General features: G+C 44.2%; 7 protein-coding genes. 6 read left to right on the top strand and 1 reads right to left on the bottom strand.

The features are described from left to right. Window positions 1–63 precede the first annotated feature (63 nt). Window positions 64–1,410: an extracellular solute-binding protein gene (locus ACRRU2_RS27740; RefSeq protein ID WP_432506622.1), complete on the bottom strand. Its 1,347-nt coding sequence runs from the start codon at window positions 1,408–1,410 to the stop codon at window positions 64–66. Window positions 1,411–1,776: 366 nt separating this feature from the next. On the opposite strand from ACRRU2_RS27740, the gene ACRRU2_RS27735 reads away from it, so the two are divergent. The 6 genes from ACRRU2_RS27735 (at window position 1,777) to ACRRU2_RS27710 (ending at window position 13,072) form a co-directional block, all read left to right on the top strand. Continuing rightward, window positions 1,777–3,642 (top strand): S-layer homology domain-containing protein, encoded by a 1,866-nt coding sequence (locus ACRRU2_RS27735; protein WP_331697272.1) that lies wholly within the window; start codon window positions 1,777–1,779, stop codon window positions 3,640–3,642. Between the two features lie 18 nt (window positions 3,643–3,660). Then, entirely contained in the window at window positions 3,661–6,564 is a 2,904-nt protein-coding gene (locus tag ACRRU2_RS27730) for a carbohydrate binding domain-containing protein (protein ID WP_432506624.1), read from the top strand. 51 nt (window positions 6,565–6,615) lie between these two features. After that, a complete protein-coding gene (locus tag ACRRU2_RS27725) occupies window positions 6,616–9,336 on the top strand; it encodes a cohesin domain-containing protein (RefSeq protein ID WP_331697271.1) in 2,721 nt (906 codons plus the stop codon). A 474-nt stretch (window positions 9,337–9,810) separates the two neighbouring features. Beyond that, the gene (locus tag ACRRU2_RS27720) at window positions 9,811–11,844 is read left to right on the top strand and encodes an endonuclease MutS2 (RefSeq protein ID WP_331697270.1); all 2,034 of its coding nucleotides are present in this window, start codon (window positions 9,811–9,813) and stop codon (window positions 11,842–11,844) included. A gap of 86 nt (window positions 11,845–11,930) precedes the next feature. Next, on the top strand, window positions 11,931–12,458 hold the full coding sequence (locus ACRRU2_RS27715) for a hypothetical protein (RefSeq protein WP_331697269.1): 528 nt from the start codon (window positions 11,931–11,933) through the stop codon (window positions 12,456–12,458). 239 nt (window positions 12,459–12,697) lie between these two features. Beyond that, window positions 12,698–13,072 (top strand): hypothetical protein, encoded by a 375-nt coding sequence (locus ACRRU2_RS27710; protein ID WP_331697268.1) that lies wholly within the window; start codon window positions 12,698–12,700, stop codon window positions 13,070–13,072. The last annotated feature ends 313 nt before the right edge of the window (window positions 13,073–13,385 follow it).

Here is a 13,385-nt window from a genome sequence, read left to right as displayed (position 1 = left end):
CTTGCACACGATGACGGCAAGTTAGGTCACCGATTGGTGATTTTGTTCTTTTGCAAACAAGCGTTAAAACACTTGCAGCTCGCCCATTTTGGACAAATAAAGCTTCATATTTTGGCGAATTTCCTCCAGCTCTGAAAAGGAGACATTGAGAGCGGTGTGATAGTTGAAGGTCGGAAAGGTTTCCCGAAATATAAAATAACGCTCAGGCTGTTTTATATTTACAGGCCCGTTCCATTCGGCAGCGCTTTTCAAGCTCGGTAGACTTAGCGTATTTTGCCTTAATGCAAGCTGAACCTCATGGGAAAGCATATAATCGATAAACGTTTGTGCTGCTTGCTTATGCTTGGAGTTTTTGTTAATAGCCAGCCCTATTGTAATAATCAATGTTTTAGGCGAACCTTGGTAAGGCAAAGGCGAAATATCGTATGAGAAATCTACATCCTCGATCATATTCAGCAAAAAGTAAGAGGTAATAATCATAGACACTTTCTGCTGCCGAAACAGCATATCGACATCATGGTCGCTTTCGGACAGAAAAGGCGGGAAGACTTCCTCGCTTAGATCAATCATCGTCTGAAAGCTTTCTTTGAGAGATGCTTTATCTAGCTCCAGGCTGTTCTGGTTTTCTGGCTCCCGATTGAATACCAGATTGTTTTGCAATAAGAAGATGGGCCAGCGGTTGTCAGACAATAAATGAAAGAAAAATCCGTATCGGTCATTGCCTGATGATAATTGCTGTGCTGTTTTTTTTACCGTCTCCCATGTCCAGCTGCTATCAGGCTCTGGAACGTTATTTTCCGAAAAATGCTTTTTATTGTAGCAAAGAATAATCGGCGAGAACATAAAGGGCTGAACGTATAGCTTCGCTTCGTGTACAAACGGCTCTGTCAAAAGAGGATAGACGCCGTCGTTTATTTGTTGCGGCTCCAGCATGCTTGGCGGCGTGTTGGCGTTCATAAACAGCTCGACATTTTGATTATTAATCGCCATAACATCAATATTATCAGATTCCATATAATCCCTCATCGTTGGATGGGTATGGTTATAGGGCATCGGAATCATCGTAATCCGAATAAGCGGGTGCTGCATATGAAATTGTTCTACGAGCTTGTCCAGCTGTGCTTCTTTAATCATGGAAGGATAGTATCCGAATTTAATCGTTACGCCTGTCGGTGATTTCAGCACGCGGTTACCTACACGCGGAATTTTTTCTATAAAGTTCTCTGAAGCCAGCAGCTCTAATCCTTTACGAACTGAGTTTTTACTAAGCTCGAAGCGGTCAGCAAGATCAGATTCAGACGGTAAGTAGCTGCCTTCCTCCCAAATATTCGTTATCATTTCATTTCTTAATGTTATGATCATTTCTTCATATCGATTTCTAAACGTAGAACGCTTCGGTTTAGAGCCCATACAAACACCTCGATTGCAAAATAATTCCTCAATGGTTAATTATAGCATAAAATAGTGAATTAATTATGGAAAAGATAAAGTCATGAAAGCGTATTCGATTCTCATTGACAGTATATTTCTGCTTAGATTATAATCAGCTATGAACCAGATAAGCAATACATAATTATTAAAACATCAAGAAAAATTGTGTTTTTCTGTTTATTTAATATAAAAAGGAGGAAAATGTCGATTTTCAATTCTTTCATTACGTTATATGTATTACTTATCTAGTCTATTTTTTCGGGTTTGTCGAAAGTGGTAATGGTTACTAAGTACTAGATGTCTATTATTTAAAGGTGAGTCATGTAAACGAAAGGAGATATGAAAATGAAATATAAGCGATTCATTATGCCTGTTCTTATTCTTTGTCTGATATTAAACATTCCTATGTATGCGTTTGCAGAGGGCGGGACAAGTAAGCAGACGACGATCCAGCTTGTACATGATGGCAAGTCTGTAAAGATAGGGCAGCAATTAGCTGTCCAAGTAGTTGCTCGCGATGCAATGGATTTGTATGGCGTACAGCTTGTTGTCCGCTATGATGCAGCAAAGCTGCAAGTATCAGGTGCGGAAGCTAAAGGCAGCTACAACGATTTCGGCGGGATCAAGACGAATTCAAGCGAGGGAACGATACTGATTCCGCTGCTTCGACAAGGAGGGGCAGCCTCTGTCAGCAGCTCTGGAATAACAATTGCTCAGCTTTCATTTACAGCTAAAAACACAGGGGAAGCAAAGCTTTCTATTCAGGAGCTCAAGGCAGTTTCAAGCGAAACGTTTGAAAATGATCATCATTTGAACGATTTAGTTGAGCTGGACATAACTGCTGGCCCTGCTCTTGCTATACAGATTGTTAATCCTCCAACTACAGATTCTTGGACAGGCGGCCAGACTCAAGAACAAGGGCTGAAAGAGCTCGAGAAAAAAATATCAGCCGGCGACAGTGAGCAGGCGCTGGCTCAATTGACTTCATTGCTTGCAGGAGGCACGTCTAACTATTCTGCTGCCGAGCTGGATAAGCTGCGAAATATTGCCAATCTGCTTAAACAGCAATTGGAAAAGAATGCTGGAACGGTGACTAGCAGCTCAACGAACGGAATTCAGCTCGACAATGACGCTTTATTGAAAGCGCTTAAAGCACTTGGCAGTCTAACCGCATTGGCACAAGCCCATCAGCTGAAATTGTCATCAGAAATTGAGGTTCAACTGCAGCTTGCTCAGGCTGGTGCATCAGCGCTGTATGTCACGGCAGAGCAGGCGAAGCTGTTGGAACAGCATAAAGCATCACTTGTGCTGGTAACAAATCAGGGCGAAGCCAAGATTTCACCGAAGGCGCTTTTGCAAGAGAAGCAGACCATAATTCGTTTCCAAGCTGCTGATGTAAAACCCGGTCAGCAAATGAATAAGCAATTGAAAGCTCTCTCTGGATTAAAATTTGAGCTTCTTACAGCAGGAGGAACAGTGATGACTCAAGCTGCTGGGGAGATCAAGCTGACTTTGCCATTTAATCAAGCGAGCTCCGAAGCTCATAAGCTTGGCGTTTACGTATGGAATGAGGCTTCATCCACTTGGGACTTTGTTCGCAAGGCCAAGCAGCAGGACGGAAGCTTTCAGCTTGTAACTGATGTGCCTGGCACTTATGCCGTTATGTCCTATTCGGCTCATTATAAAGATGTGGATCACGTGTACAAAGAGGCTCAGCATGCGATAGAAGCTTTATCTGCCAAGCATTATATGTTCGGCACTGGCAATGGAAAATTTTCACCTGACAAAGAAATAACGAGAGCGGAGTTTATTTCACTTCTTGTTCGTATCCTTGGATTGGATACTGCCGCTGTCAGCAATCATTCTTTTGCTGATGTTAAAGCTGGAGCCTGGTATGCAGCTGAGGTGAGCGCAGCTAAAAAAGCAGGCATTATTCAAGGTGATGGTATCAACTTTAATCCGGGTGGCAAGCTCACTCGTGAAGCGATGGCAGTAATGCTTGTCAACGCAGGATTATTAAAAGCAGATGGCACTGGAACGAATAAATTTGCGGACGATGCGTCAATCAGCGATTGGGCGAAGGAAGCTGTTTATAAGGCGAAGGAAAACGGCCTTCTGAAAGGTGTTGGCAATAATCTTCTACAGCCAAAAGCGAGCGCTAAACGTGCAGATGTTGCGGTTATTTTACTGCGCTTGATCGAACAACAATAAGGAGTGAGTATATTGAGAATGATGCGAAGAAGGATATCCATTTTCGTTGCTCTGGCATTATTGATTTCTACTATATTTGCTGGCATGCCAGCTTCATTTATTCATGCGGCGGATGATGCGGGTGAACAGGCGGGGATCGTCATGATCAACCCTGGCTTCGAGGATGAGCTTGACGAGGACGGAAATATACCTGGCTGGACGCCGAGCTATACGCGCGTCGATGGCACTGTCAGCCATAGCATTAGCAATGCAGTTGCTAGAAACGGCACCAGAAGCTTGAATTTGTTTGATAATTCAACGACGCATACCGTTATGCTTTTAAGTGACAAATATGAGGTCATACCTGGAAACAGCTATACGCTTAGCGCATGGATCAATCCGAATAAACCGGAAAATTATAAGGATGGTTCAGTAGGCGGATCGATTGAGCTGCGGTTTTTCGATGAAAATAATAATCGCGTTACCCAAACGGTAAATGATTTTAATGATTGGAGAAACCAAGGAAACTTCCAGGAAATCGTTACTCCAAGCAAGGTCGCGCCAAGCAATGCAAAATACGTTGTAGTAGCTGTGTTGATATCAACGGGCTGGAATGGCAATACGTACTTCGATGATTTTAAAATTAGTGTGGAAACGCCGGCAACGCCAACGCCAACACCGACTCCGACCCCAACGCCAACCCTACCAGCACCGGAACCGGTATCGGGTGAAATCGTCATGATTAACCCTGGCTTTGAGGATAATCCCGACGAGGATGGAAATATACCCGGCTGGACGCCAAGCTATACGCGCGTTGATGGCACTGTCAGCCATAGCATTAGTAATGCAGTTGCTAGAAACGGCACCAGAAGCTTGAATTTGTTCGATAATTCAACAACGCACACCGTTATGCTTTTAAGCGAGAAATATCCGGTCATCCCAGGAAAAAATTATGCACTAAGCGCATGGATCAATCCGAATCAACCGGAAAATTACAAGAACGGTTCAGTAGGCGGATCGATTGAGCTGCGGTTTTTCGATGAAAATAATAATCGCGTTACCCAAACGGTAAATGATTTTAATGATTGGAGAAATCAAGGAAACTTCCAGGAAATCGTTACTCCAAGCAAGGTCGCGCCAAGCAATGCCAAATATGTTGTAGTCGCGGTGTTGATATCATCGGGCTGGAACGGCAATACGTACTTTGATGATTTCAAAATTACGTTTGACACGCCAGCTCCTCCAACGCCATCACCGACTCCGTCGCCAACGCCGACGCCGGATTATGGTACAGTTGCGCTTGTTAATCCTGGCTTTGAATCAACAGTTGGCGGGGATAACAAAATTCCGGGCTGGAATGTCGCTTATACGCCATCATCAAATGTATCGCACAGTGTAAGCATTGAACAAAAGAAATCGGGCAGTTACAGCTTGCATTTGCGAGATTACTCGACATCGGAAAATATTCTTATAACAAGCGATAAATATGAAGCGATTGCAGGCAAGTTTTACAAAGTGATGACACAAATATCGCCTAACAATCCTACCATTTCTACCGGAGGCTCCAGGGGCGGTTCGATTTTTATGAATTTCTATGATGAAAATGGGATTGAGGTTAAAGGGGCGGAAAAAAATAGAGCGGATTATACAACGACCGATAAATACGGACAGTTTGTCCCGCTCAGCTTGGAGCTGCAGGCGCCTGCCGGCACTAAATATGTAACGATATCAGCTTCTGTAACAGCGGCTTGGGTAGGCGATACGTATTTCGATGATTTTACGCTAATCTATAAATCCGAGTCGTCTGTAGAAGCGCCTGAGGACTTGACAGAAAAGGTGATATCATCTGACGGTCTGAAGGAAATTATCAGCATTCCGATCCCGAACGCGGGCTTCGAAAGAAACTTGAATGATGACGGAACGGTTCAAAGCTGGAGAGCGTGGAGTGCTCCGACTGATACGGCTAAATACGAGCGTTCAACACAAAAAACAAAGTCAGGCAAGTACAGCTTGAAAATAACGGATCTGGTAGATGACAGAGATGTCGTGCTGGAAAGCCTGCCAATAACGGTTAAGCCAGGGGTGGAATATACGCTTTCTGCCCAGATGTATATCGAGGATGCTGTTACTACTGGGGCTACCTTGCTGCTGCGCTTCTTTGATGACAAAAATGCCCAGGTTGGCTCGGATGTTTTGCAGCATTACAAAACCCCGCTCGGAGAATGGTATAAGGCTGAAGTAAAGGGGCTTGCTCCTGAAGGTGCGAAATATGCCAAGGCGTTTGCTTTATCAAACAAATTCAATAAATCAGTTGCGTATTATGACGACTTTTTATTGACCTATGAACGTGATTTGATGGGGCTGGATATTGCAGCGCCAGAATTCGCGGTAAAAAATAAAACATTTACGGTCCAATTAGGCGCTAAAAAAGCTGACTCGCTGACAGGAGCCGATCTCAATCTGGCATTTGATGCTAATATGCTGGAATTTGTTGAAGCGGTTGTACATTCTGATTTTGGCACAAATGAAAATACGACTGTAACCTCTGCTGTGAATAATGGTGTTCTATCCATCCAGGCCGCTAAAAACAGCAACGGCGTTGTAAGCGGAGACGTGGGCATAGTAAATGTTACTTTTAGAGTAAAAGGTGATGCAGGCAATACGGTTCTTTCCTTAAAAGCCGGCTCAATTCTTAAAACCTACAAGGCAGGCAAGCTGGAGAGCCAGACGTACCCGGCCGACTTGAGAGTGCGTACGATCATTATGAAGCATGTGGAAGATGTGAATCATGACGGCGTTGTTAACCTGCTAGATTTGCTGCTGGTAGCTAAACAAGTCGATGCGCAGCTGGATAGTGTAACCCAATATTATGATTTGAATGGCGATGGCAAAATTGATATTGCTGATGTCGCTCTAATCGCACAGGCTGTAGCTGCTAACTAGCGCTTGGCTAAGCGGAATTGCTTTAACATCATTTAAAATAGGAGGCTTACCATGCGCAATATTCGAAAAAAAGGTATGCTGTTGGCTATTATTTGCAGCTTAATCGCTTCGCTCGGATTTACTGCCGCTCCTGCAGCGGCGAATGCGAGCCAAGATAATGATACGAAATTCATGGGAAGAGTATTTGGCGAGCCGGTCAAGATCGATACGCCAATTACGAAGGCAGGAATTTCCGGCGCTGTCGTAGGTGAAGAAGAGGGAAGGCCTGTTTATTATACAACCGTCAATGCGGAGCTTGCATTATTTCAGGTTGTAGATATCAAGACGGATACATTGCTTTACAGCTTGCCTATGAAAGGCGTGCAGCAGGCTTGGGCGCATGCGATCGCACCGGACGGTACGGTATATATAGGCGGAATTAGAACCTCTGGGCAAACAAAAGGTATTTTATGGAGCTACTCGCCCAAGACGCATCAGCTGGAGGAAATCGGCGAGCCTATTTCTTCAGAAAAGTCGATTTGGAGCTTGACGACCGATGACAAGGGAAATGTATATGGCGGCACGTTTCAATCTGGCAAGGTGTTCAAATATGATCCGGTTGCTAAAAAGTTTACTGATTATGGAACGATGGTTGCAGGCCAGGAATACGTTCGCTCGATAGCGTATCATGACGGCTATATTTATGCAGGGATCGGTACAGTTGGGGATGTTATCAAGCTAGGCGTAACGGATGCTACAAAAGGCACGAAGGAAAGCATCGGAGCGAAAGTGCCGGAACTTCTGGGCGTGACGGCTGCACAGGTGCCGTTTGCTTATGATATGGCTGTTGTAAACGATTATTTGCTTGTTAAGTTTCAGGGCGGAGATATACTTACCTTGCTGTTCTATGATTTGAAAAATAAGCAATGGCTGGAGCATAAGCTTGGCAAAAGCACGGAAAATGGCGGAACAGGATCCGGGGTATTCAGCTTTGCACAACTGGTTACCCGTGATAACAAATTATATTTGCCCGCTAACGGACATTTGACGGAGCTTGATCTTACGACCTTCAAAGCTACCCCGCTTATCAAGTATGGGACATCATTGAGAGGCGCGGCATGGGTACAGTTTGATGATCTTGAAGGATACCCGGGCATGTCGCTTGTTTCCATGAAAGCAAACGGAGATATTGCTGTTTTCAATGTGGATGCCAAAACGGTATATAACAAGCTGTCGGTGCTGGAAGGGGCGCCAAATCCGATTCACAATATTGAAGTTGGCCCGGACGGCAATCTGTACATGTCAGCTTATCCGGCAGGTTTAGGGGCGGTATATAATCCGCGCACGGGACAAAGAAAAAATTTGGTGATGGAGCAGGCTGAGGGCATGATCGCGTATGGCAAGGATATGTATTTAGGCATATATCCAGGCGGCCATGTATACAAAATCGATTCCACACTCAGTACGCCTGTCGCTACAGAAGTGTTTACAATCGGAGAAGAGCAGGATCGGCCATATGTAATGAAAGTGATGGATGATAAAATTATAATCGGTACCATTCCGGGCTATGGAGAGCTTGGCGGCGCTCTTACGATTTTTGATCCAGCCACAGGCAAGCATGAGGTTTTTCGTAACATCGTCCAAAACCAAAGTATCGTCGGCCTTGCCTATAAGGACGGCTACATTTACGGCTCAACGACAATACATGGAGGGCTGGGCATTACTGCTTCAGAAAAATCAGCAAAAATGTTCGTCTGGGATGTAGCCAACAAGCGTAAGGTAACGGAATTCTCGCTAAATATTCCAGGACTTAGCAATCCGGCTATGATCAGCGGACTTACAGTAGGACCGGATGGAAACATCTGGGGCGGTGTAAGCGGAACATTATTCAAGCTGGACCCGGTAAATTATGAGGTTATTGACTATAAAACGATATACCCGGATGTAAGCAGCAGCTATGGCATGTGGCGTCCATATCATTCTTACTGGGGCAAGGACGGCTTGCTGTATATGGATCTTGCGGATCGCATTACCGTTATTAACCCGAAAAATATGGATTTCGTACGGCTGTTCAAAGATAGTATGGAAGTTAAATTTATGACGCTTGCCGAGGATGCAAACGGCAATGAAAATATTTACTTTGCTGATGCCACCGATATGGGCAGCCTGCAAATGATCGCGGTATCGGATGTGCAATATGAGCATGCAGGAAAATTGAAATTAACGGGACCTGCCTCGGCGAAAGTGAACGATACAATTACAGTTAATCTCGAGCTTGATCAAGCAAATAAGCTGTACGGCTTTAAGGCCAAGCTCAATATTGATCCGGCATTATGGGAAATAAAAAGCATTACGGGATCAGACCAGTGGAATGCAGAAGGCTTTCTCACCTGGACGGCGCAGGACAGCGAGATTACCATTGTAGGCACGCAATTGAAAAATAAAAGCTTCGATGGAAATATAGCTGCAGCACGACTTGAACTTGTTGCCAAAAAGAATGACGTTAATGCAAGACTGACCGTGCTGAGCACCTCCGAAACCATTCGAATTGACGGGGATATGACAGGCGTAACTCACCGTCAAGGTACGGATAGCAGCTTGATCGTTCGCGTTGGAACGCCTAACGATAAAGATATTAATTGGGATGGCAAGATAGATATCGAAGATCTGGCGATGCTTGCAGGCTATATTGGCGCTAAAGTCGATGACAGCAACCGTTATATGGATTTCAACGGAGACGGTCAGATCGATATTTCGGATCTTGGCTTGCTGGGTCTTGAAGCGCTGAAGTAAGACAATTGATAGTTCTATGTCTACAGCCGCTCCCTGCGAAGGAGCGGCTGTTTTCAGTATGTTCAAAATTGAGTTTGACTTCGTAGCATCTTTCACATAAGATATAAGCAATACCATTTAGGGAGAGATTTTGATGTCGGCGGTTATTCTTAACTAATCAATTGAATAGCGAACAGCAGATTGAACGGAATTTAACGTCCAGCGGACGTTTGTTTAGTTATGCCTGAACAGGCATGTATAGGCTGCTAATCGCAATTAGTTAAGAATACGGATATTCAAATCATTTTTGCCCTGGTCGCAAGTTTAATAGGGGCAGCTTGCTTATGACGAAATCCGTGCTGTGTATCAGCACGTTTTTTTGTGCTCTTTTATAGGTATACGGGCGCGAGCAAGCTGTCTTCTTCAAGGCAAAGAAGGACGATCATTCGTCTTTCTTTGCCTTTTTATTTTTCAAAGAAAAAGGAGCTGTTACGAATGAATAGCAAAACATTAGAGCAATTGGAATTTAATAAAGTAAAGGAGCTTGTCCGAAATCAAGCGATGTCTTATTTGGGCAAACAGCATGCAGAGCAAATGGAGCCGATAGCGCAAATAAAAATGCTGCGCATCGCCTTGAATGATACGGCAGAGGCGCTTAAAATTTTGCAAAACGGAGGCCATGCTCCTATACCTTCCCTTAGCGGCATTGATTTCGTTGTTAATTTGCTCGGAACGGGCTATCTGTTCAGCGAGCAGGATTTTTCAAACATCCATTTATTTCTGCACAGCAGCGCGCAGTTGAAAAGGTATATGGCGGCAAAAAGCGATATCGCGCCGAAAATTAGCCAATTTGCTCTTTCTCTCCACGAGCTGGATCATCTGAAGTCTGAAATAGAGCGATGCTTGCGCAACAACCGGATAACTGACCAAGCAAGCAAGGAACTCGCAAAAATACGCAAAAAGCTGATCACTGTAGAGGAGCGCATCAAATCGAGAATCCATGCTATATTGAATCGCAATGCTGATTATTTGCAAGAAAATTTAGTAAGCATGCGCGGCAGCCGTTATGTCATTCCTGTTAAAAAAGAGCATCGCAAGCGCATTAATGGCAGTATTTTGGACGAATCGTCCAGCGGTCAAACCGTCTATATTGAGCCGGCTGAAATCGCTCATTTGCAAACAGAATGGAATCTCCTTCGTATGGAAGAAGCGAGAGAGGAAGCGAAGGTACTTAGCGAGTTGACTGGCTTGGTGGAGGAAGCACAGCATGAAATTAAGCTTAATATAGAGACGATTGGCATCTATGACTTTTTGTTCGCCAAAGCGAAATATGCCAAAATGATCGGTGGTTGCAACGTTGAACTGAACGATCGAGGCGTGATGAATATTTCTGCCGCTACACATCCTTTACTGGGAAAAGAAATGGTTCCGCTGCATTTTGCTATCGGTTCAGGCTATCAATCGCTTATCATTACCGGACCGAATACCGGTGGAAAAACAGTGGCGCTTAAAACGATCGGCTTGCTGACATTAATGGTTCAATCCGGCTTGCTCGTGCCTGTTAAGGAAGGCAGTGTATTTTCTGTATTTCGTCATGTCGCAGTAGATATTGGTGACGGGCAAAGCTTGGAGCAATCGCTTAGCACGTTCTCGGCCCATATTCAGTTTTTAATCGATCTGCTATCCTTTGCGGATGAAGCAACCTTGGTGCTCATTGATGAAATGGCATCCGGCACTGATCCGGGTGAAGGAATCGGATTATCGATTGCTATATTAGAGGAGCTGCAGCGGCGCAAAACGACGGTTGTAGCAACGACCCATTTTAACGAAATCAAGCATTTTGCAGCTGTTGCGCCTGGATTCGAAAATGCACGAATGGAATTCAATACCGACACGCTGCAGCCGCTGTATCGATTGAAAATAGGGGAAGCAGGGCAAAGCTACGCTTTTCTTATAGCCAAAAAACTAGGTATTTCGCAGGCTATCATTGAGCGTTCGCAGGAAATTACAAACCGCCGTGAAAATACTGAAGGCAAAACATTTCAATATGCACTAGATGAAGCGTTAGTATCGCTAAGCGTAGAGGATGACGCAGAAGCGGAGGGAAAAATAGAGGCAGAGGCGGAGATTAAGAGAACAGCGCCAGAGAGAGTGGAGGGGGAAGGAAGAGAAGCGGACGTTGTCATGAGTGAAAGAGTTGAGCCGCAGGCAGATCCAGATCATGCTGCTGCAGCGCCTGTTGCTAAGCCGCTTGCGATAGGTGATCGCGTGCTCGTTTCCTTTTTAAAAAGAACGGGAACTGTATTTCAGCTTCCAGACAATCGCGGCAATGTCGGGGTGCTTGTGCAAGAGCAAAAGATGTTTATTAATCATAAGCGGCTTAGTCTGCATATTTCTCATGAGGAGCTCTATCCGGACAACTATGATATGGATATTGTGTTCGAAACAAAGGAAAACCGCAAAAAGCGCAAGCTGATGAACCGCAAGCATGTAGAAGGCTTAATGATTATTACTGAGCCTGATGAATGAGGCGCAAAAACGGAAGTGAGTCCTGAACATGTATTGTAACTTTTATCCAGCGATTACCGTCTATGTTGGCAGAGGATGGTGATCGTGTGAAGAAGCTATTGCTGGCAGCCGCGCTTCTTGTTATGTTTCTTATTCCACAGCACGTACAGGCGTTAAGCTGTGTTAAGAAGCTAACAATCGAGGAGTCTTATGAGTGGTATGATGGGATTGTTATTGGCAAGGTGGAGGAACTGACACCGGGTACTCAAAACAATGAGCTAAAGCTAAAAGTATCGAAAAGCTATAAAGGTGTAGAAGAGGCGTATTTAGTCATTGATGAGGATAGTACGTGGGGAGCAATTTGGGGACCCAGCGTGGTTGGTGAGGAGTATCTTTTCTTTCTTACTGAAAGTGACGGGCAGTGGACAAATCCATTATGCTCGCCGTCGTTAAAAGCGTCAGCTGCTGGAAGCGAACTGAAATTTCTAGCGGATAAAGAAATACCGATAGTAAAAGAAGAAGTAACGGAACATTCTTCAGCAGCATCAGATTCCAGTACAAGCATGTGGGACGCTGCCGGCAATTGGTTATTTTTTGTTATTGCCAAGCTGCTCTTGCTGCTGAGTTGGCGATAGGAAGCAGGAAGTGAGAAATAGAAGTGTAAATTAGATTTGTAAATTGGAAGTGTAAATTAGAAGTGTTAATTAGAGGTATAAATTGGAAAGAGAAACAAGAGCAGTTTTAAGCATATGTATCGTTTGCATACATTTGGAAATGTGAAGCACAATAATTGAAACCTTAGATGAAACTGTCAATTAATTGATGAAGAAATGGAGAACAGTTTCACAAAGATGAAAGGCAAGGTGAGATTATCGTGCACGATCATGAGCGTATTCATCAGCTGCTGGATGCATCCATTCAGATTGTAGATCATATGCAAGAAAGCGGAAGCGTTGCTGATCAACTGGAACGAATTAAACAGCTGCTAGACGGTGAAGCAGGTAAGGCAGCGAGAGGCGAGGCCGTCTCCGAAAGCCGACTTGCCCAAGCAGAACAAATGACAGCAGAGCTGGAAAGCAGCGCGCAAGAGGACTATCGCGATGAAACAGCTGGCAGCCCGGCGAGCTACGAAGCATTATCACTCTCGGAGCAGCGTGAGCAAGATCAGGCTTATCATGAAAAGATTGATTATTTAAGCTTGAAAAAAGTAAAGGAAAACGTGAAGCAAATTCGCAATTTGCTTCACTAAGCAAAATCTCCACTATCCCAAAAAGGATAAGTGGAGATTTTTTTGCAATGTAATCGAAAATGATTACAAGGGAAAAGGGTAACTTTTGTGAGCTAAGTGCATTTTGTGTATCTAGATTCTCCTTTTCTACCCAAAAAAGAATTCTAACTGTATTTCATGCATCTAGTTTTGTTGAAATACCCTTTCTTTAGCGAAATGCGCCAAACTAACGGTAGTTTTTCCCTTTAGAATTTTAAAAAAGCCAAATATCTTAAAACTAAGCACAGGAAATGCATTTAGCTTTAGCGCGTGAGTACTCATTGGTCAAGTCCTC

Source organism: Paenibacillus sp. GXUN7292 (assembly GCF_050864975.1).
Classification (GTDB): Bacteria; Bacillota; Bacilli; order Paenibacillales; family Paenibacillaceae; genus Pristimantibacillus.
This window is presented reverse-complemented; position numbering and strand designations above follow the sequence as displayed.